At 71.3% G+C, this 18,706-nt stretch carries 20 protein-coding genes and 1 pseudogene; 10 read left to right on the top strand and 11 right to left on the bottom strand.

The features are described from left to right. Positions 1-120 precede the first annotated feature (120 nt). The 3 genes from ACFV2X_RS44780 to miaB form a co-directional block, all read right to left on the bottom strand. A complete protein-coding gene (locus ACFV2X_RS44780) occupies positions 121-837 on the bottom strand; it encodes a class III extradiol dioxygenase subunit B-like domain-containing protein (protein WP_385627556.1) in 717 nt (238 codons plus the stop codon). Positions 838-847: 10 nt separating this feature from the next. Then, a complete protein-coding gene (locus ACFV2X_RS44785) occupies positions 848-1,186 on the bottom strand; it encodes a hypothetical protein (RefSeq protein ID WP_385627559.1) in 339 nt (112 codons plus the stop codon). 86 nt (positions 1,187-1,272) lie between these two features. Beyond that, complete coding sequence (gene miaB, locus ACFV2X_RS44790; RefSeq protein WP_385627561.1) at positions 1,273-2,790, bottom strand: tRNA (N6-isopentenyl adenosine(37)-C2)-methylthiotransferase MiaB; 1,518 nt, start codon at positions 2,788-2,790, stop codon at positions 1,273-1,275. 116 nt (positions 2,791-2,906) lie between these two features. Between miaB and ACFV2X_RS44795 the strand changes: the two genes are divergently transcribed. After that, on the top strand, positions 2,907-3,905 hold the full coding sequence (locus tag ACFV2X_RS44795) for a TAXI family TRAP transporter solute-binding subunit (RefSeq protein ID WP_385627563.1): 999 nt from the start codon (positions 2,907-2,909) through the stop codon (positions 3,903-3,905). A 94-nt stretch (positions 3,906-3,999) separates the two neighbouring features. Here ACFV2X_RS44795 and ACFV2X_RS44800 read toward each other — a convergent pair whose 3' ends face one another. Both ACFV2X_RS44800 and ACFV2X_RS44805 read right to left on the bottom strand, forming a co-directional pair. Beyond that, the gene (locus tag ACFV2X_RS44800) at positions 4,000-5,406 is read right to left on the bottom strand and encodes an ATP-binding protein (protein ID WP_385627566.1); all 1,407 of its coding nucleotides are present in this window, start codon (positions 5,404-5,406) and stop codon (positions 4,000-4,002) included. 21 nt (positions 5,407-5,427) lie between these two features. Beyond that, the gene (locus ACFV2X_RS44805) at positions 5,428-6,138 is read right to left on the bottom strand and encodes a response regulator transcription factor (RefSeq protein ID WP_385627569.1); all 711 of its coding nucleotides are present in this window, start codon (positions 6,136-6,138) and stop codon (positions 5,428-5,430) included. A 273-nt stretch (positions 6,139-6,411) separates the two neighbouring features. Here ACFV2X_RS44805 and ACFV2X_RS44810 point away from each other — a divergent pair, with 273 nt between their 5' ends. The 8 genes from ACFV2X_RS44810 to ACFV2X_RS44845 all read left to right on the top strand — a co-directional run bounded on the left by ACFV2X_RS44810 (position 6,412) and on the right by ACFV2X_RS44845 (position 13,067). Next, positions 6,412-7,188, top strand: a complete 777-nt coding sequence (locus ACFV2X_RS44810) for an amino acid ABC transporter ATP-binding protein (protein ID WP_385627572.1) — start codon at positions 6,412-6,414, stop codon at positions 7,186-7,188. Between the two features lie 103 nt (positions 7,189-7,291). After that, positions 7,292-8,197 carry a glutamate ABC transporter substrate-binding protein gene (locus ACFV2X_RS44815; RefSeq protein ID WP_385627574.1) on the top strand — a complete coding sequence of 302 codons (906 nt, stop codon included), beginning with the start codon at positions 7,292-7,294 and terminating at the stop codon, positions 8,195-8,197. Between the two features lie 72 nt (positions 8,198-8,269). Further along, positions 8,270-8,917, top strand: coding sequence for an amino acid ABC transporter permease (locus ACFV2X_RS44820; protein ID WP_385627577.1), 648 nt, complete (start codon positions 8,270-8,272; stop codon positions 8,915-8,917). Then, complete coding sequence (locus tag ACFV2X_RS44825; protein ID WP_385627579.1) at positions 8,914-9,855, top strand: amino acid ABC transporter permease; 942 nt, start codon at positions 8,914-8,916, stop codon at positions 9,853-9,855. Before ACFV2X_RS44820 ends, ACFV2X_RS44825 begins: the two co-directional genes overlap by 4 nt. A 135-nt stretch (positions 9,856-9,990) precedes the next feature. Then, positions 9,991-11,823 carry an FAD-dependent monooxygenase gene (locus tag ACFV2X_RS44830; protein ID WP_385627582.1) on the top strand — a complete coding sequence of 611 codons (1,833 nt, stop codon included), beginning with the start codon at positions 9,991-9,993 and terminating at the stop codon, positions 11,821-11,823. A 138-nt stretch (positions 11,824-11,961) separates the two neighbouring features. Next, a complete protein-coding gene (locus ACFV2X_RS44835; RefSeq protein ID WP_358644245.1) occupies positions 11,962-12,051 on the top strand; it encodes a putative leader peptide in 90 nt (29 codons plus the stop codon). A 61-nt stretch (positions 12,052-12,112) separates the two neighbouring features. Next, positions 12,113-12,670 (top strand): cysteine dioxygenase, encoded by a 558-nt coding sequence (locus ACFV2X_RS44840; RefSeq protein ID WP_385627584.1) that lies wholly within the window; start codon positions 12,113-12,115, stop codon positions 12,668-12,670. Positions 12,671-12,674: 4 nt separating this feature from the next. Beyond that, positions 12,675-13,067 (top strand): rhodanese-like domain-containing protein, encoded by a 393-nt coding sequence (locus ACFV2X_RS44845; protein WP_385627586.1) that lies wholly within the window; start codon positions 12,675-12,677, stop codon positions 13,065-13,067. A gap of 138 nt (positions 13,068-13,205) precedes the next feature. On the opposite strand, the pseudogene recX reads toward ACFV2X_RS44845, so the two are convergent. The 4 genes and pseudogenes from recX to ACFV2X_RS44865 form a co-directional block, all read right to left on the bottom strand. Then, a pseudogene (gene recX / locus ACFV2X_RS44850) lies at positions 13,206-13,910 on the bottom strand (recombination regulator RecX); the annotation flags it as partial. Then, positions 13,811-14,950 (bottom strand): recombinase RecA, encoded by a 1,140-nt coding sequence (recA, locus tag ACFV2X_RS44855; protein WP_385627589.1) that lies wholly within the window; start codon positions 14,948-14,950, stop codon positions 13,811-13,813. The gene recA and the pseudogene recX, both read right to left, overlap by 100 nt. A 139-nt stretch (positions 14,951-15,089) precedes the next feature. Next, positions 15,090-16,301, bottom strand: a complete 1,212-nt coding sequence (locus ACFV2X_RS44860; RefSeq protein ID WP_385627592.1) for an AI-2E family transporter — start codon at positions 16,299-16,301, stop codon at positions 15,090-15,092. Positions 16,302-16,377: 76 nt separating this feature from the next. Then, complete coding sequence (locus tag ACFV2X_RS44865) at positions 16,378-16,572, bottom strand: DUF3046 domain-containing protein (RefSeq protein ID WP_014175939.1); 195 nt, start codon at positions 16,570-16,572, stop codon at positions 16,378-16,380. A 79-nt stretch (positions 16,573-16,651) separates the two neighbouring features. On the opposite strand from ACFV2X_RS44865, the gene ACFV2X_RS44870 reads away from it, so the two are divergent. Further along, entirely contained in the window at positions 16,652-17,608 is a 957-nt protein-coding gene (locus ACFV2X_RS44870; RefSeq protein WP_385627595.1) for a hypothetical protein, read from the top strand. On the opposite strand, the gene ACFV2X_RS44875 is transcribed toward ACFV2X_RS44870, so the two are convergent. Beyond that, a complete protein-coding gene (locus ACFV2X_RS44875; RefSeq protein WP_385627596.1) occupies positions 17,605-17,907 on the bottom strand; it encodes an AzlD domain-containing protein in 303 nt (100 codons plus the stop codon). The genes ACFV2X_RS44870 and ACFV2X_RS44875 overlap by 4 nt on opposite strands. After that, positions 17,904-18,674, bottom strand: coding sequence for an AzlC family ABC transporter permease (locus ACFV2X_RS44880; protein ID WP_385627597.1), 771 nt, complete (start codon positions 18,672-18,674; stop codon positions 17,904-17,906). Before ACFV2X_RS44880 ends, ACFV2X_RS44875 begins: the two co-directional genes overlap by 4 nt. Positions 18,675-18,706 lie beyond the last annotated feature (32 nt).

Raw genomic sequence — 18,706 nt, forward strand, 5'->3', positions numbered from 1 at the left:
CGCCCGCCCCCGCGACCGCCAGGATCGCGTCTCAGAGCGCTACGACCAGATCGTGATCTCCCCGCGCCGCGACCACACCGCGATCCCGGCGCGCTGCGACCACGTCGCGATCCCGAGGCGCTAGGACCACATCGCGACGAAATACCCCACGCCGTACGGCGCTCCCTCATACCGCAACTCCCCCTTCGGCGCGGCCCCCTCGCCCGCGCCCGCGAGCACCTGCAACGGCGCCCGGCCCGCCGCCTTCAGCTCCGCCGCCAACTCCTCGTCCAGCGCGGCGAGCGCACCGACGTCCGCCGCGCCCAGCGCCCGCGCCACATCCGCGTCGAAGCCGGCCGCGCGCTCGTCGAGATAGCCCGGAGCCTTCAGCGAGCGGCACGCGCTGCCGTCGCCCATCACCAGCAGCGCGACCCGCTCGGCCTGCGCCGCCAATTCCCTTCCGACTTCTCTACACCGCTCGGACGCCAGAGGTTCCCCCACGCCCAGCCCTTCGACCGGCGCCGCCTGCCACCTCGCGCGCTCCAGCAGCCACGCGGCCACGGCCAGCGAAGGCGGCAGCGTGCGCTCGGAGGCCACGGCCTCGCCCCAGCCCCCGAGCCGTACGTCGAGATCCACCCCGAAGCCCCGGAAGGACCCGGGCGTGCCCTGGGGGTGCGGGCCCCGCCCGTCGCGCTCCGCGGGCCCGACGACGATCAGCCGCTCGGGCCGGGCCGCGGCCAGTACACCGACCGCGTCCAGGCACGCCGCGCGCAGCTCGTCCAGCTCACCGGCCGCCCCGGCGGCGACCTCGGGCACCAGGAGCGGTGGGCAGGGACAGACAGCGGCGGCGATCAGCATGATCGCCAGCCTATCCGGCGGGCTCGGGCCGGGGCGCCGAGTCCCACAGCAGCTCGGCCGCCCGGAACCGGTAGCAGTAGTTGCCCGTCGCGGCCTCCAGGACCATCAGGAAGACGTCCCCGTCGCGGTACACCAGCTTCCGGTACGGGTTGACCGGGTGCCGCGGCTCATAGCGCAGCGCGCGCTCGCGCAGCGCCTGCAGGGCCTCTTCCCGGGTCCCTCTGACGTGCGCCAGCGGAGTGACCGAGTGGTTCCTGGCGCCCGGGCCCATGATCTGGAGGTAGTCCTCCACGAGCAGGCCCCACCACGTCGCCGCATCGTCCCCCGTCACGCCGCCGTCCCCCGTCACGCCATCTCCCCCGTCGGATCACGGGCGCCCAGTCGCCCGGTCGTGCAGTCACTCAGCTGATGCGGTCGCCCCGCTCGTACGGTCGCTCAGTCGCAGCCGCAGCCCGCGGCGGGCGCGGCCACCGGCGGCGGGGCGCCGACGGTCGGCAGACCCAGCATCACGCCCGCGGACTTCTTCTCCTCGGCCGCGGTGCGCCGCTCCCACGCGTCACCCGAGCGGGTGCGCCGCACGCCCCTGGCCGGGCCCTCGGCGAGCAGGTGGTGCGGTGCGGCGTAGGTGATGTCCACCGTCACGACGTCACCCGGACGGACGCTCTCCTCGGGCCGCGCGAAGTGGACGAGGCGGTTGTCGGGGGCGCGGCCGGACAGCCGGTGGGTAGCGCCGTCCTTGCGGCCCTCGCCCTCGGCGACCAGCACCTCCACGGTCCGGCCGACCTGCTTCTTGTTCTCCTCCCAGGAGATCTCCTCCTGGAGGGCCACCAGCCGCTCGTAGCGCTCCTGTACGACGGCCTTCGGCACCTGCCCGTCCATCTCGGCGGCGGGCGTACCGGGCCGCTTGGAGTACTGGAAGGTGAACGCCTGTGTGAAGCGCGCCTCGCGCACCACGTGCAGCGTCTGCTCGAAGTCGGCGTCGGTCTCGCCGGGGAAGCCGACGATGATGTCGGTCGAGATCGCGGCGTCCGGCATGGCGGCGCGCACCTTCTCGATGATCCCGAGGTAGCGCTCCTGCCGGTAGGAGCGGCGCATCGCCTTCAGCACGGTGTCGGAGCCGGACTGGAGCGGCATGTGCAGCTGGGGCATCACGTTCTCGGTCTCGGCCATGGCGGCGATGACGTCGTCCGTGAAGTCGCGGGGGTGCGGCGAGGTGAAGCGGACGCGCTCCAGGCCGGACACGTTCCCGCAGGCCCGCAGCAGCTTGCTGAACGCCTCGCGGTCGCCGATGTCGGACCCGTACGCGTTCACGTTCTGGCCCAGCAGGGTGATCTCGCTGACACCCTCGGCGACCAGGGCCTCCACCTCGGCGAGGATGTCGCCCGGACGGCGGTCCTTCTCCTTGCCGCGCAGCGCCGGGACGATACAGAAGGTGCAGGTGTTGTTGCAGCCGACGGAGATGGAGACCCACGCCGCGTACGCCGACTCGCGCCGCGTCGGCAGGGTGGACGGGAATGCCTCCAGGGATTCGGCGATCTCGACCTGGGCCTCTTCCTGGATCCGGGCGCGCTCGAGCAGCACCGGCAGGCTGCCGATGTTGTGGGTGCCGAAGACCACGTCGACCCAGGGGGCCTTCTTGACGATGGTGTCGCGGTCCTTCTGGGCCAGGCATCCGCCGACCGCGATCTGCATGCTGGGGCGCCTGGCCTTGATCGGCGCGAGCCGGCCGAGGTTGCCGTACAGCCTGTTGTCGGCGTTCTCCCGCACCGCGCAGGTGTTGAACACGACGACGTCGGCGAAGGCCTCGTCGCCCTCGCCCGCGCCCTCGGGCGCGCGGACATAGCCGGCGTCCTCCAAGAGGCCGGAGAGCCGCTCGGAGTCGTGGACGTTCATCTGGCACCCGTAGGTGCGCACCTCGTAGGTCTTCAAACCGGCTACCTCACTGCTGCTCACCCATCCAGGGTAAGGGGCCGCGATCAGGCCACTGTGCCGAATGACGAAGGCCGCCCGTACGGCCCCGACGGCCCCCGGCTCCCCAACAGGCCGGGAGGACTGTCATGATCCTGCTCATGGCCGTCCGTCTTCCGCGCCTCGGCCGGCGCCGCGCGCTGCAGTCCGCCGCCGCCGGAGCCGTCGCGCTCGCTCTGCTCCTGTGGTGGCTGCTGCCGTTCGGGGGCGACGAATCGCCCCAGGGTCGGGTGACCTTCGCGACCGGCGTACCCACCGGCGTGTACGAAACCTACGGCAAGATGCTGCGCCGCGATCTCTCCCGGGACCTCCCCGACCTGGATGTGACGCTTCAGCGCTCCAAGGGGTCCCCGGACAACGTCCGGCGGCTGGCCGAGGGCCGCGCCACATTCGCCATCGCCGCCTCCGACGCGGTCGCCGCCTACCGCGAGCAGCGCGGGAAGGGCGCCGATCGGCTGCGTGCCTGCGCGCGGCTGTACGACGACTACATGCAGCTGGTGGTGCCCAAGGGCTCCCGGGTGCAGTCCGCCCGGGACCTCGAGGGGCTGCGGGTCGGCGTCGGCGAGGACGACTCGGGCGTACAGCTGATCGCCAAGTCGCTGCTCAAGGCCGCCGGGCTCGACATGGGCAAGGACGTCAAGGCCGTGCGGGAGGGCATCGACCGGATGCCGGGCCTGCTGAAGGCCAAGAAGCTGGACGCGTTCTTCTGGTCCGGCGGGCTGCCGACGACCGCCGTGCGCACCCTGGCCCACGACTATCCGATCCGGCTGGTCCAGCTCGGCGACCTCATCGGCCCGCTGCACAACCAGGGCGGGGTGACCCGCTACTACCGGGCGGCGTCGGTGCCCGCCGACGCGTACGAGGACATGCACCAGCGGGACGCCATCAAGACGATCGCGGTGCCCAACCTCCTGGTCACCACGGACCGGGTGGACCCCGAGCTCGCGGAGGCGGTCACCCGGACCGTGATCAAGAACCGCGACCGCATCGGCTCCAAGGTGCACGCGGCGCAGAAGGTGGACCTGCGCACCGCGATCTTCACCGACCCCCTGGAACTCCACACGGGCGCGGAGCGCTACTACCGCTCGGTCAAGCCGTAGGGCCCAAGCCGTAGGGCCCAAGCCGTAGGGCCCAAGCCGTAGGGCCAGCCAATAGGGCCCGGCGCCCGCGCCCCGGCACCCCTTGATACGCCCCCTAATGCGGCCCCGTGCGCGGCACGGTGATGGTCACACGCAGCCCGCACGGCTCGTTGGGGGCGTACGCGATGGAGCCGCCGCCCGCCGCGAGCAGCGCCCGGGAGATCGACAGCCCCAGCCCGGAGCCGTTGATGTTCTGGTGGCGGCCGCTGCGCCAGAAGCGGTCGCCTACGCGCGCGAGCTCGTCCTCGGTGAGGCCGGGGCCCCCGTCGGCGACGACGATGGCGACCGTGTCCCCGTTCGGCTGGGCCGAGACCACCACCTCCGCGCCCGCCGGTGTGAACTTCACGGCGTTGTCCACGACCGCGTCCAGCGCGCTGGACAGCGCCACCGGGTCCGCCCAGCCGGCCACGGCCGCCGGGCCCTCGTAGGAGAGGCGGACGCCCTCGCGCTCGGCGACCGGCAGCCAGGCGTCGACCCGGTCGGTGGCGAGCTCGGCGATGTCGGTGAACTTGAGGTCGGTGGTGGAGTGCTCGGCCAGGGCCAGGTCGAGGAGGTCGTCCAGGACCTGGGCGAGGCGTTTGCCCTCGGTGCGCACCGAGGCGATCTCCTCGTGCCCCTCGGGCAGCTCGAGGGCCAGCAGCTCGATACGCAGCAGCAGCGCGGACAGCGGGTTGCGCAGCTGGTGGGAGGCGTCAGCGACGAAGGCCCGCTGCTGTTCGAGGACTTCTTCCACGTTGTCGGCCATCTCGTTGAACGAGCGGGCCAGGCGGCGCAGCTCCGGTGGCCCGGAGGCGGCCGCGACACGGGACTGCATGCGCCCGGTGGCGATGTCGTGGGTGGCCGTGTCGAGGATGCGTACGGGGCGCAGCACCCAGCCGGTGAGCCGGAAGGCCGCCGCGACCGCCAGGAGCATCGCGGCCGCCTCCCCCGCGGCGATCACCAGCCAGCCGTGCAGGATGCGTGACCGCATCTGTGGGGTGGGCGAGTCGGTGACCACAACGGCCACCACGTCGCCGTCGCGCACCACAGGGGAGGCGACGGTGAGCCGGCCCTGTTGCCAGGGCCAGACCTGGTCCGGATCGTGGCTGCGGCGGCCCTGAAGGGCCTCGTCGAACGCCTCGGCGCCGTCGCCGGTCTCGGGGAGCCGCCAGTCGCCCGGCGCCTGGGCCATGGGCCTGCCGTTCCGGTAGTAGACGCCGGCCCGGATGCCGTACAGGTCGTGGTAGCGCCGGAGTTCGGCCCTCAGGGTGCTCAGCCGTTCGTCGTCCTCCGCGGTGGTGGCGGCGGCCGGCCCGGCCGTGACGAACTGGGCGAGCGCGGCGAACCGCGCGGTGTCGTCGATCCGGTCGACGACCACGCGCTGCTGCTCGCGGGCGGCCACGCTGCCCGCGAGCGGGAAGCCGAGCGCGAGCAGCACGCCGGCCATGAGGACGATGAGGAGCGGGAGAAGTCGGGTGCGCACGGGGAGAAGTCTCGCGGTTCCTCAGTTCGCCGGTGACACCAGGCGGTACCCGACGCCCCGGACCGTCTCGATCAGCGCGGGCATGCGCAGCTTGGAACGGAGCGAGGCGATGTGCACCTCGAGGGTGCGCCCGGTCCCTTCCCAACTGGTGCGCCACACCTCGCTGATGATCTGCTCGCGACGGAACACCACGCCGGGGCGCTGGGCGAGCAGGGCGAGCAAGTCGAACTCCTTACGGGTGAGCGAGACGGTCGCGCCGTCCACCGCGACCTGCCGAGTGGCCAGATCGAGGGTGACGGGGCCTATGTGCAGGGGGGCGTTGCGGCTGTCGGCACTCTCCTCGGCGCTCGGTGCGGGCTCGGCCGGAAGCGTGCGCCGACTCACAGCGTGGATCCGGGCGAGCAGCTCCATGGTGTCGTAGGGTTTGACCACATAGTCGTCGGCACCGAGGTTGAGACCATGGATGCGGGATCTTACATCCGCCCGCGCGGTCACCATGATCACGGGAGTGGTGGTCCGCTTGCGGATACGGCCACACACCTGGAAGCCGTCCTGGTCCGGCAGCCCGAGGTCGAGGAGCACGACACCGAAGGGCGGCCCCGAGTCGGGAAGCAGCGCTCTCAGCGCTTCCTCACCACTTCTGGCGTGCGTGACTTCGAAACCGTGCCTCGCGAGCACCGCGGACAAAGCCGCGGCGACATGGTTGTCGTCCTCGACGAGCAGCAGTCTCACCGACCCCTCCACCACCTTTCCACTGAGTGGCGCATGCGTTTCGCCAACATGGCCACAGGGCATCCACGCCTAGTCGGCACGTGCCCGTCAAGACGCATCTAGTCACACTTAGGTTTCCGTTACGTAGCCGGTACGACAGCCTCGGACCGCGTTCACACAGAGTGCCACCGCACTGCCGGATCGTTATCCTCAATTTCCGCTCAGATGTAATGACGCTGGTCTCGGCGGCCCCCTAAGGTCCTCCCAACCGAGGAGGACGGAGCGAAACGCCGAATGAGCGAAGTACCGGTGACCAAGGACGCAACTCCGGTTGCGGACGCGTTGGTTGCGCTGTCAGGAGTCAACAAGCACTTCGGCGCGCTGCATGTGCTCCAGGACATCAACCTGAACATCGCACGGGGCGAAGTGGTCGTTGTGATCGGCCCTTCCGGGTCCGGCAAGTCGACCCTCTGCCGCACCATCAACCGCCTGGAGACGATCGACTCCGGCACCATCACGATCGACGGCAAGCCGCTGCCTCAAGAGGGCAAGGAGCTCGCCCGCCTGCGCGCCGACGTCGGCATGGTCTTCCAGTCGTTCAACCTTTTCGCGCACAAGACGGTGCTCGAAAACGTGATGCTGGGCCAGCTGAAGGTGCGCAAGATAGACAAGAAGACCGCCGAGGAGAAGGCCCGCACGCTGCTCGACCGAGTGGGCGTGGGCAAGCAGGCGGACAAGTACCCCGCGCAGATGTCCGGTGGTCAGCAGCAGCGCGTGGCCATCGCCCGAGCGCTGGCCATGGACCCGAAGGCGATCCTGTTCGACGAGCCGACCTCCGCGCTCGACCCGGAGATGATCAACGAGGTGCTGGACGTCATGCAGCAGCTCGCCCGGGACGGTATGACGATGGTCGTCGTCACGCACGAGATGGGCTTCGCGCGCTCCGCGGCGAACCGGGTGGTCTTCATGGCCGACGGCCGGATCGTCGAAGAGGCCAAGCCCGAGGAGTTCTTCAACAACCCCCGCAGCGACCGGGCCAAGGACTTCCTCTCGAAGATCCTTCACCACTGAGGCCCACCCCCGGGTTCCCAAGCCCACACCTGGCTTCACCACTGAGCCCCGCACGGCTCACCCACGTCTGCACGCACGCACAACAAACCTTGAGGGATGCACGATGAGAATTCGTAAGACGGCCGCAGCGGCTTCGGTGGTTCTGGCTCTGGCGGCGACCGCTGCCTGTGGTGGCAAGGAAGGAAACGCCGGCGACAAGCCCAAGGGCGGCGAGGTCGTCAGCGGCAAGTACACCGTCGCCAAGGACGTGAAGCTGGACTCGCCGACCCTCAAGGCGGCCCAGAAGCGCGGCAAGCTCATCATCGGCGCCAAGGCCGACCAGCCCTACCTCGGCTTCGAGGACACCACCGGCAAGCGCTCCGGCTTCGACATCGAGATCGCCAAGATGGTCGCCGCCGACCTGGGCTTCTCCGAGGACCAGATCGAGTTCAAGACGGTCGACTCCAACGTCCGCGAGACCTCCATCTCCAAGGGCCAGGTCGACTACTACGTCGGCACCTACACGATCAACGACGAGCGCAAGAAGCAGGTCGGCTTCGCGGGCCCGTACTACGTGGCCGGCGCGGATCTGCTGGTGCGCAAGGACGAGAAGGACATCACCGGCCCGGACTCCGTCAAGGGCAAGAAGGTCTGTTCGATCGTCGGCTCCACTCCGCTCCAGGAGATCAAGAAGTCGAAGTACGGCGCCAAGACCACCGAGCTCGGCAAGTACTCGCTGTGCGTCAAGCAGCTGCTGGACGGCCAGGTGGACGCGGTCACCACCGATGACGCGATCCTCAAGGGCTACGCGGCCCAGCGCCCGAGCAAGCTCAAGGTTCTTGGCAAGCCGTTCACCGAGGAGCCCTACGGCGTCGGCATGAACAAGGACGACAAGGCGCTGCGCGACGCGATCTCCGACGCGCTCGAGAAGCACATCAAGAACGGCGACTACAAGAAGGCGTACGAGGGCACGCTCGGCAAGTCCGGCTCCGCCTACGTCGCCCCGAAGACGCCCCTGCCGCGCTACTGAGCCGGTTCTCCCCGTACGCCCTGAAGCCGGTGCGATCCGTCGCGCTGCCCTGACCGCTAGCGCGGAGAACAGATGAATCTACTCTTCGATTACTTTCCTGAGTTCCGCGACGGGTTCCTCGGGACCCTGTCGCTGACCGCGGCCGGCGCGGCGCTCGCCCTCATCCTCGGCATCGTCATGGCCGGCTTCAGGGTGTCCCCCATTCCGCCGCTCCGGGCCTTCGGCACCGCCTGGGTCACCCTGCTGCGGAACACCCCGCTGACCCTGCTGTTCCTGATCGCGTTCTTCGTGATCCCCCAGATCCTGTTCCCCGGGACGAGCCCTTACAAGCTCGCCGTGGGGGCGCTGGGCTGCTACACCTCGACGTTCATCTGCGAGGCCGTACGCTCCGGCATCGGCACGGTGCCGATCGGGCAGGCAGAGGCGGCCCGGAGCCTGGGGATGACCTTCTTCCAGACCCTGCGGATGATCATCCTGCCGCAGGCCACCCGGACCGTGATCCCGCCGCTGAGCAGCATATTCATCGCGCTCACCAAGAACTCCGCTATCGCGGGCGCCTTCAGCAACACCGAGCTGTTCAGCGTCTCGAAGCTGCTGAGTGACAAGGGGTACGCGATCGGCTGGACCTTCCTGTGGATCGCCCTCGCCTACCTGGTCATCACCTTCTCCATCAGCGGACTCTTCCGACTGCTTGAGCGCCGTATGGAGGTGTCCCGATGAGCGCAAGCGTCCTGTACGACTCACCCGGTCCCAAGGCCCGTATACGCAACCGCGTGTACTCGGTCATCGGCACTCTCGCCGTGCTCGGTCTGATCGCCTTCATCATCGTGCGGCTGAACGACAAGGGCCAGTTCGCACCGGAGATGTGGGACATCTTCAACTACGCCGGTGTCCGCAACGACATCATCGACGGCCTGCTGACCACACTCAAGGTCTTTGCGGTGGCCGCGGTGCTGTCGGTCGCGCTCGGCGCGCTGCTCGCGGTCGGCCGACTCTCGGAGCACAAGGCGGTCCGCTGGTTCACGACCAGCTTCATCGAGCTGTTCCGGGCCGTCCCCCTGCTGATCACCATCTACGCCCTGTGGGTGCTCTTCCTCACCTACAAGTCGGACCTGGGATTCGAGGGCACCCAGACGGAGTTCTGGGCCCTGGTCATCGGCCTGACCGTCTACAACGGCTCGGTCCAGGCCGAGGTGTTGCGGGCGGGCATCAACTCGGTGCCCAAGGGACAGCGCGAGGCCGCCTACGCCCTGGGTATGCGCAAGACCCAGGTCATGGTGACGGTTCTGATCCCGCAGGGTGTCCGCGCGATGCTGCCGACCATCATCAGCCAGCTGGTGGTCACCTTGAAGGACACCTCGCTCGGCTACGTGATCACGTACGAGGAGCTGCTGTACAAGGTTCAGCAGATCGCCGGTAACACGGTCGTCAACGACGACTACCCGTACATCCCGTTGATCATCGTCGGCGGTGCCATTTACGTGGCCCTGTGTATGGCGCTGTCCGCCCTGGCCAACTGGATCGAGCGGCGCGGCCGGCGCACCAAGACCGGCATCGCGGTCGCCCCGGCCGAGCAGCCGGTCGCGGCGGGAGACGCGCTGGACGTCGTCGATCAGGCCGAGGTCGCCGGACCGGTCGACGCGGCGAAGAAGAACTGACCGTATACCCGGTCCGATATCCGGTCCGACGGGGGGACCCGCAGTGGGTTGCATACTTTGTGTGATCGCGCACCGGGTTCCAGCTGCCAGTTTCCTCAACTCACGTATCTCCCGCAGGGTCACAGGAACCGCGCCGTGGACCCGGTGATCATCGCCGGGGCGGGCCCGGTCGGCCTCGCCCTGGCCCTCGCGCTCGCGCGCGCCGAGGTGCCCGTCATCCTGCTCGACGAGAGCTCGGGCGACGACGAGCGCCGCCCCGCCCGTACGGCCGTGCTGCGCCCCGACACCGCCGCCCTGCTGGAGGGGCTGGGCTGCCGGGCCGGCCAAGCGGCCGTGCCGTGGACCGGCTGGCGCACGATGCGGCGGCGGCAGGTGGTCCGGCAGCTGACCCTGGTGCCTGGCGGGCTGTTCCCCCTGGGCCCGGCAGGCGGCCACGGCGGCCCCGACAGCCGCGGCTATGACGTCGGCTACGTCCGTGACGGCGGCCAGGTCCGTGAGACCGGCTCGGGCGGCTCCGGCAGCTCTGGCGGCTCCGGCGCCGGCTTCAGCAGCGGGCCGGAGGGCGGCGAGGCAGCGGAGGCAGCCGAGTCAGAGTTGGCCTCGCCGCTGCATCTGCCCCAGCACGAGCTCACCCGCGCCCTGCGCACCGCGCTGGCCGCCGTCCCCGGGGAGAACCTGGTACGGATCATCTCGGGCACCCGTCTCGACACCCTGGAACAGGACGCCCGGGGTGTCAGCATCCACACCCGGGGCGCCCAGAGCACCTGGTGGCGGGGCAGCTTTCTGATCGGCTGCGACGGGCCGCGGTCCACCGTCCGCAAGCTCCTGGGCGTGCGCTTCCCGGGCCGCACCGCGGTGGAGCGGCACGCGGTCGCCGCGCTGCGCGCCGAACTCCCCTGGCCCGGCGAGGGCGTGCTGCACCGCTCGCCGCCGTGGCGCACCGTCGACACGGAGGTGACCGCCCGCCCGCTGCCGCGCGGCGTCTGGCGGCTGGACTGGCTGCTGCCGCCGGGCCGGGACCTGGTCACACCGGACGCGCTGCTCGCACGGGTGCACGACACCCTCACGGGGTGGTGCGGGGACCCCGCGCCCCCCTACGAGCTTCTGGACACCGGCGTGCACACCGTGCACCACCGGCTCGCGCGCCGCTGGCGCGTCGGCCGCGCCTTCCTCGCCGGGGACGCCGCCCATCTGCTCGGCGCACTGGGCACCCAGGGGCTGGACGAGGGACTGCGCGACGTCGCCAACCTGTCCTGGAAGCTGGCCCTCGCCTGGCACCACGGGGCGACGGACGCGCTGCTCGACAGCTATCAGGCCGAGCGGCGCGGCGCGGTGAGCTCCCGGCTGCGCGCCGCGGACCAGGCGCTGCCCCTGGTGCGGGCCTCCGGCGGCTGGCATGCGGTGCGGCGCTCCGTACTGCCCGGCGCGGTGCGCACACACGACGCGCTGCTGACCGACGGTCACCTGGGGCGTGGCCCGCTGGGCGAGCCGCCGGTCTACGGTCGCTCGCCCCTGATGCCCGCGGCGGCCCCCGAGGGCTCGGTCACGGTCGACACCGAGATCGGCGCGCCCGCCGCAGATGTGCCGGTGACCGCGTCGGACGGGTCGCTCACCCGGCTGCGGGCGCGGCTGGGGCGGGAGTTGCTGGTCGTCCTCGTCGCCCCCGGGACGGGAGTGTGGGACCGCCGCCACTGGCTGCGCGCGGGGCTGATGCCACGGCTGGCCGCGGCGGTCGCGGCGCTGCCCGTGCGGGCCGAGCTGCTGGTCGCCGAGGAGTACCCCGGGGCCCCGGCCCACACCGTGCTCCTGGTGCGGCCCGACGGGCATCTGGTCGCGGCGCTGTCCGGGGTGCGCCCGGCCGAGCTGTACGCGTGCGCGGACGCGGCGCTGGGCGGAAAAGCAGCGCGAGGCAGCGCGGCTGAGGGGTCATCGGCTGAGGCGGAGGCGCGGGCGACGGCGCACCGATAGGACCGCGCGCACGGCCTGCGCGGCGGCATACGCGGCGAGGTGTGCGACGGCGTGTACGGCGGTGCGCGCGGCGGGTGCGTCCGAGGAGTGGACAACAGTAGTTGACCTTGGTTTTCGGCCCGTGGTTGAGTACGCCCTGTGACTGACGCTCGGCTGCCTCGCTTCTGGCGGAGGGTCCATGTGGACCTCGTCCGCTATGCGGGCTGCGTCTGTCGACCCTCCTGTTGATCAGCCTTTTTCCTCGCGCGGCTCGGGCCGCGCCCCTTCGCGATCACTCAGGACGGTCTCAGTGCCCGACGTACGCACTTCCTCCCCCACCCGGCCCTCGGCGCCCGCCGGGACCACCGTCGACGCCGCGCCAAGCCCGGCCGAGCTCCTCGCATTCGCCCGCCGTACGGCCGCCGACACCGCGCTCGTCGACTCGCTCCCCCTCGATCCGGAGGGCCGCACCTGGCTGCGGCTCGACGGGCCCGGCGGCAGCGAGGCGTGGCTGATCGGCTGGCCTCCCGGCACCGGCACCGGCTGGCACGACCACGGCGGCTCGCACGGCGCCTTCGTCGCGGCGGCCGGTGAGCTGCAAGAGCTGTCGCTCGCCGCGCGCCTGCCCACCGAGGGCTGGAAGACCCTCGAACTGGCCGACGACGTCGACCGTGAGCGGCGGCTGCCCGCCGGACAGGGGCGGGCCTTCGGTCCGCACCACGTACACGAGGTGATCAACACCTCCACGGAGCGGCACGCCGTATCGGTGCACGCCTACTACCCGCCGCTGCCCCTGATGCGCCGCTACAGCCGCACCGGACAGGTGCTGCGGCTGGAGCAGATCGAGCTGCCGGGCGAGTGGGAGTGAACTGATGAGCACGAAGCGGAGCATCGACGAACTGCTGGCCGAGGCCCGCGCCGGCCTCGACCGCCTCGGCCCCACAGAGGCCGCGGCGGCGCACGCCGAGGGCGGGCTGCTGGTGGACATACGGTACGCCGAGCTGCGGGAGCGCGACGGGACCATCCCAGGCGCGCTGATCGTCGAGCGGAACGAACTGGAATGGCGGCTCGACCCGCTGTGCGACCACCGGCTGCCCGAGGCCACGGACCACGATCTGCGGATCGTGGTGGTGTGCAACGAGGGGTACGCGTCAAGCCTCGCGGCGGTCTCGCTGCGGCAGCTCGGGCTGTCCCGCGCCACGGACCTGGTGGGCGGATTCCAGGCCTGGCGCGCGGCGGGCCTGCCGGTAAGCCCGCACTCCTGAACCCCCGCTCCTGAACGTCCGGCCCCCGGAAGCTGCTCGGGGGCTGGTCGGCAGCCGGGGCCGGCAGTAGACGCGGGCAACGGCGGTGGACTGGACGGTGATGAGCCAGGCACCGGGCTCTGGGCCGGCCCGGGCCCGCTAGGCGTCGGGCAGATGCCGCTCCAGCAGTTCCGGGTCCTCCCCCTCTTCCTCCAGCGCGCGCCGCACCACCCGCAGCGCCACCCCCTCCGGATAGCCCTTGCGCGCGAGCATCCCGGCCAGGCGGCGCAGCCTCTTCTCCCGGTCGAGGCCGCGGGTGGACCTCAGCTTGCGCTCGACCAGCTCACGGGCGGTGCGCTCCTCCTGCTCGGCGTCCAGCTGCCCCACGGCCTCGTCGATCAGGGCCGAGTCCACGCCCTTGGTGCGCAGCTCACGCGCGAGCGCACGGCGGGCGAGGCCCCGGCTGTGGTGGCGGGACTCCACCCAGGCGTCCGCGAACGCCGCGTCGTCGATCAGCCCGACGTCCTCGAACCGGGACAGCACCTCCTGCGCCACCTCGTCGGGGATGCCACGGGTCCGCAGCGCGTCCGCGAGCTGTCTTCGGGTGCGCGGGGTCCCGGTGAGCAGACGCAGACAGATCGCCCGCGCCTGCTCCTCCGGGCTGCGCGGCGGCCCCTGCTCGGCCCTCGACGAGGAGGGGCCGCCGCTGTCCGGGCCGGCCGGACGGCCTTGGCCGTCCGGCCAGTCGGTCCGCCGCGTCACGGTCAGCTCTTGGCCGCGGCGGTCTTGGCCGCCTTCGTCCCGGCCTTGGCCGCCGTGGCGGGCGCCGCCTTCGCCGGCGCGGTGGTGGCCGCTGCCGGAGCCGGGGCGGCCGCGTCGGCGGCGGGCTCAGCGGCCGGCTCCTCCTTCTTGACGCCGATGCCCAGCTTTTCCTTGATCTTCCGCTCGATCTCGTTGGCGAGGTCGGGGTTGTCCCTAAGGAAGTTCCGGGCGTTCTCCTTGCCCTGGCCGAGCTGGTCGCCCTCGTAGGTGTACCAAGCGCCGGACTTGCGGATGAAGCCGTGCTCCACGCCCATGTCGATCAGGCCGCCCTCGCGGCTGATGCCCTGGCCGTAGAGGATGTCGAACTCGGCCTGCTTGAAGGGCGGCGCGACCTTGTTCTTGACGACCTTGACACGGGTGCGGTTGCCGACCGCGTCGGTGCCGTCCTTGAGGGTTTCGATGCGGCGGATGTCCAGGCGCACCGAGGCGTAGAACTTCAGCGCCCGGCCACCGGTCGTCGTCTCGGGGGAGCCGAACATGACGCCGATCTTCTCGCGGAGCTGGTTGATGAAGATCGCGGTGGTCTTGGACTGGTTGAGCGCGCTGGTGATCTTACGGAGCGCCTGGCTCATCAGCCGGGCCTGCAGACCGACGTGGGAGTCGCCCATCTCACCCTCGATCTCCGCCCGCGGCACCAGGGCGGCGACGGAGTCGATGACGATGAGGTCGAGCGCGCCGGAGCGGACCAGCATGTCGGTGATCTCGAGCGCCTGCTCGCCGTTGTCCGGCTGGGACAGGATGAGGGAGTCGGTGTCCACGCCCAGCTTCTGCGCGTAGTCCGGGTCGAGGGCGTGCTCCGCGTCCACGAACGCGACCGCGCCGCCGGCCCGCTGCGCGTTCGCCACCGCGTGGAGGGTCAGGGTGGTCTTACCGGAGGACTCGGGACCGAAGACCTCCACCACACGGCCGCGCGGCAGGCCGCCGACGCCGAGGGCCACGTCGAGCGCGGTCGATCCGGTGGGAATCACCTCGATCGGCTCGTTCGGCCGCTCGCCCATGCGCATCACTGCGCCTTTGCCGAATTGCCGTTCAATCTGTGCGAGCGCGGCGTCGAGCGCCTTCTCGCGGTCGGTTCCTGCCATGGGTTCCACCCGGTTTGCTTGAGTCGATCGCTTCACGTCCACGACGCTAACCCCTGCCACTGACAAGCGGCCCGGACGTCCTCCACCTGTGGATAACTCAGGCGAGATCCACCATGAGAATGGATGTTCGATTTTCGTGTCAACTACGCCGCTTCAGCGAGTCCCGCACCCGCGCGAGGGCCGACATGCCGCCCCGCCGCCGCTTCCGGCCCTGGACCCGCAGGTCGTCCGCCACGTCGTACCGCTTGATGTACGCGCCGAGGAACGCCTGCAGCGTCGCGGTCGCCGGGATCGCGATCAGCGCGCCCACCGCACCGAGCAGCGCGGTGCCCGCGATCACCGAGCCGAACGAGACGGCCGGGTGGATGTCCACGGTCCTGGCGGTGATGCGCGGCTGCAGCAGGTAGTTCTCGAACTGCTGGTAGACCACGACGAAGACCAGCACCCACAGCGCGTACCAGGGCTCGACGGTGAACGCGATCAGCATCGGCAGGGCGCCCGCCAGATAGGTGCCGATGGTCGGGATGAACTGGGAGATCAGCCCCACCCAGACGGCCAGCGCCGGGGCGTAGGGCACGCCCAGCCACTCCAGCAGGACGTAGTGCGCCACGCCGGAGATCAGCGCCATCAGGCCGCGCGAGTAGATGTAGCCGCCGGTCTTGGCGACCGCGATCTCCCAGGCGCGCAACACCTCGGCCTGCCGGGTCGGCGGCAGGACCGAGCACAGCGCGCGGCGCAGCCGGGGGCCGTCGGCGGCGAAGTAGAAGGCGAAGAGGGTCACCGTCAGGACCCTGAAGAGCCCCCCGAGGACCTGCGCCGAGACGTCCAGCACGTTGTTCGCGCTGTTCCTGACATAGCTCTGCAGCCAGTCCGAGTGGAGCACGCTGTCCTGGATCTCGACCCGTGACAGCTCGGTGTGGAAGGTCTCATTGACCCAGATGACCAACTGGTCCAGATACTTCGGGAAGTCCTCGACCATGGTCATGATCTGGTCGGCGAGCATCGAGCCGAGCAGGGTGAAGAACCCAGCGACGCCGATCAGGATGCCGAGGAAGACCAGCCCGGTGGCCACCCCCCGGCGCACGCCGCGCGCGGCCATCCGGTCCACGGCCGGTTCGATGGCGAGCGCGAGGAAGAACGCGATCAGGATGTTGAGGAGCAGTCCGGTCAGCTGGTCGAAGGCCCAGGTGGCCAGGCGATAACAAGCCACCAGGGCGAGCGCGAGCACCATGGCGCGCGGCAGCCAGCGCGGCATGGCCGCGCCGGGCCGCGCCTCGCGGGCGGCGTCAGCCTGGGGGCCGGCGGGGACGCTGTCGGCGTCGGGCGGGAGGGTCTCTTCTGCTGGGGCCACTGAGCAAGTGTGGCGTACATCGGTGAAAGATATCCGGCCACCCCGCGAACTCCGGGCTCACGGGCCCGGCGGCCGCTCAGCGCCTGTCGGCCGGAATCTCCAGGGCGGCGCACACCCCGCGCCAGACGTCCTTGGTCTCCCAGCCGGCCTCCAGCGCCTGGTGCACGGTCCGGCCGCCGAGCTCGGACATCACATGATCGCGCGCGAAGGAGTCCGCGTACCCCTCGCCGAAGTAGTCCGCCATCCGCTGCCAGAAGTCCGTCAACCGCATGCGAACAGTATCGCGCTCCTGGGAGTGCAGTCGGACGCGAGCCGCCGTGCGGCAGCGCTTTCCCGCCTACGGTCGGCCCATGGACCGATCCGCAGCAGTCCCCTCCTCCCCGCTGGCACGCGCCGAGCAGTTCGTGTGGCTGACCGCCCGGGTGCTCGAGCAGCGCAGATTCGCGTACCACTTCCTGGGCGGCGGGGCCGACCCGGTCGAGACCGCGCTGGCCGCCTACCTGGGTGACGACGGGGGCTACGGCCACGCTCTGGAGCCGGAGCTGCGCGGCCCGCACAGCCGCCCGCAGCACGCCGCGCACGCGCTGCGCGTCCTGGACGGGATCGGGCGCTGCGGGGGACGGCGTGTGGAGCTGCTGTGCCGCTATCTGACGGAGATCACCACCCCGGACGGTGCGCTCCCGGCGCACCGTCCCGCGCCGCCCGGCACCGCGCCGGCCTCCTGGAACCCCGTGGCGGACGGCTCGGCCGGCGATCTGCTCGCGACCGGTCCGGTGGTGGGGCTGCTGCACCGCAACGACGTGTGGCACGCGTGGCTGTTCCGGGCGACGGATTTCTGCTGGGCGGCGGTCGCGGCACTGGAGGAGGGCGCGGCGCCCCGGCAGCACGAGGTGCTGGCGGCCGTCGCCTTCCTCGACAGCGCGCCGGACCGCCCCCGCGCACTGGCGGCGGCGGAACGGCTCGGCCGGCGAGTGCGCAAACAGGGGCTGGTGGTGCTGGACCCCGAGCGCGCCGAGGACCACCCGCTGCCGGAGGGCCGCGCCCGGGGCGAGCGGACCTTCGTACCGGGCGGCGAGCGGGTCCTCGTATACGAGGTGGCGCGCACCCCCGACTCCGCGGCCCGCCCATGGTTCACCGACGCCGAGGTGGAGAGGTCGCTGGATTTCCTCGCGGACTCCCAGGGCGAGGACGGCGGCTGGCCGCTGCGCCGGCGCCCGTGGGCGCCCGGGGCGGCCCTGGAAGGGCGGCCGATCGTGACCATCGAGGCCCTGCTGACGCTGCGCGCGTACGGCCGCGCGCTCGGCTAAAGGGCCCGTACGCCCGCGGTGACGACCACGGCGACGGCGACCACCACCAGAAAGGGAGCGCGCAGCACCAGGGCGACCGCCGCCGCGCCGAGCCCCGCGGCCCGTGCGTCGAGGACCAGGTGCTGCCCGTCGCCGAAGGTCTGCTGGGCCGTGAGGGCGGCCAGCAGGGCGACGGGAAGCAGCGCGGCGAGGCGGCGGACGGTGGGGCGCTCGAGAGCCCCGGCGGGCACCGACAGGCCCAGCAGTTTGGCCAGGTAGCACCCGGCCGCGGTGACGCCGATGGCGATCCAGGTGCTCAACGGACCCCGCCCTCCCCGGTGGCGCCCCGGGCGCGCAGGCCGTGTACGGCGAGGACTGCGGGCGCGGCGAGCGCCGCCACCAGGACCGGCACGCCGGCGGGCAGCAGCGGCAGACAGCCGAGGACGAGCAGCACCCCGAGACCGGCCGCGGCCCGCTCGACCGTGCCGCGGAGCATGGGGGCCAGCAGAGCGAGGAAGACCGCCGGACCTGCGGCGTCCAGGCCCCACGCCGCGGTGTCGCCGAGCGCGGACGCCCCGAGGGCGCCGACCAGTGTGGTCAGGTTCCACAGGGTGTACAGGCTCAGGCCGGTGACGGTGAAGCCGAGCCGCGCGGTGCGCCGGTCGGGCTGCGCGAGGGCGACGGCGGAGGTCTCGTCGATGACCCAGTGGGCGGCCAGGGGGCGCACCGACCGGGGCAGACCGAGGAGGCCGGACAGCCGCAGCCCGTAGAACGAGTTACGCACCCCCAGGAAGAACGCGCCCGCGGCGGCGGTGAACGGATTGCCGCCCGCCGCCAGCGCGCCGACGAGGGCGAACTGCGAGGCGCCGGTGAAGACGAGGAGGCTGAGCGCACAAGTCTGCAGGACGCTGAGGCCGGCGCCCGCCGATGTCACACCGAAGGCGAATCCGGAGAGCCCGACCGCGACCCCCACCCCCAGCGCGTCGCGGACCACGGCCGCGCTCGCCTTGGGTTCAGCGCCACTGCCGGGCCCGGAGCGGGCCTCGGAGCCGGTACGTATCTCGATCTGTTCTGGCACACCCCGCACAGTAGGAGACCGATCGGCGCCCGGTCTTGTAC

The sequence above is a fragment of the Streptomyces sp. NPDC059679 genome, assembly GCF_042734105.1.
Taxonomy (GTDB): domain Bacteria; phylum Actinomycetota; class Actinomycetes; order Streptomycetales; family Streptomycetaceae; genus Streptomyces.

Coding starts and splice junctions, on each gene's coding strand:
- ACFV2X_RS44820 (WP_385627577.1), top strand. CDS start 8,270: ATGAATCTACTCTTCGATTACTTTCCTGAGTTCCGCGACGGGTTCCTC.
- ACFV2X_RS44825 (WP_385627579.1), top strand. CDS start 8,914: ATGAGCGCAAGCGTCCTGTACGACTCACCCGGTCCCAAGGCCCGTATA.
- ACFV2X_RS44810 (WP_385627572.1), top strand. CDS start 6,412: ATGAGCGAAGTACCGGTGACCAAGGACGCAACTCCGGTTGCGGACGCG.
- ACFV2X_RS44795 (WP_385627563.1), top strand. CDS start 2,907: ATGGCCGTCCGTCTTCCGCGCCTCGGCCGGCGCCGCGCGCTGCAGTCC.
- ACFV2X_RS44780 (WP_385627556.1), bottom strand. CDS start 837: ATGCTGATCGCCGCCGCTGTCTGTCCCTGCCCACCGCTCCTGGTGCCC.
- ACFV2X_RS44845 (WP_385627586.1), top strand. CDS start 12,675: ATGAGCACGAAGCGGAGCATCGACGAACTGCTGGCCGAGGCCCGCGCC.
- ACFV2X_RS44870 (WP_385627595.1), top strand. CDS start 16,652: ATGGACCGATCCGCAGCAGTCCCCTCCTCCCCGCTGGCACGCGCCGAG.
- recA (WP_385627589.1), bottom strand. CDS start 14,950: ATGGCAGGAACCGACCGCGAGAAGGCGCTCGACGCCGCGCTCGCACAG.
- ACFV2X_RS44815 (WP_385627574.1), top strand. CDS start 7,292: ATGAGAATTCGTAAGACGGCCGCAGCGGCTTCGGTGGTTCTGGCTCTG.
- ACFV2X_RS44865 (WP_014175939.1), bottom strand. CDS start 16,572: ATGCGGTTGACGGACTTCTGGCAGCGGATGGCGGACTACTTCGGCGAG.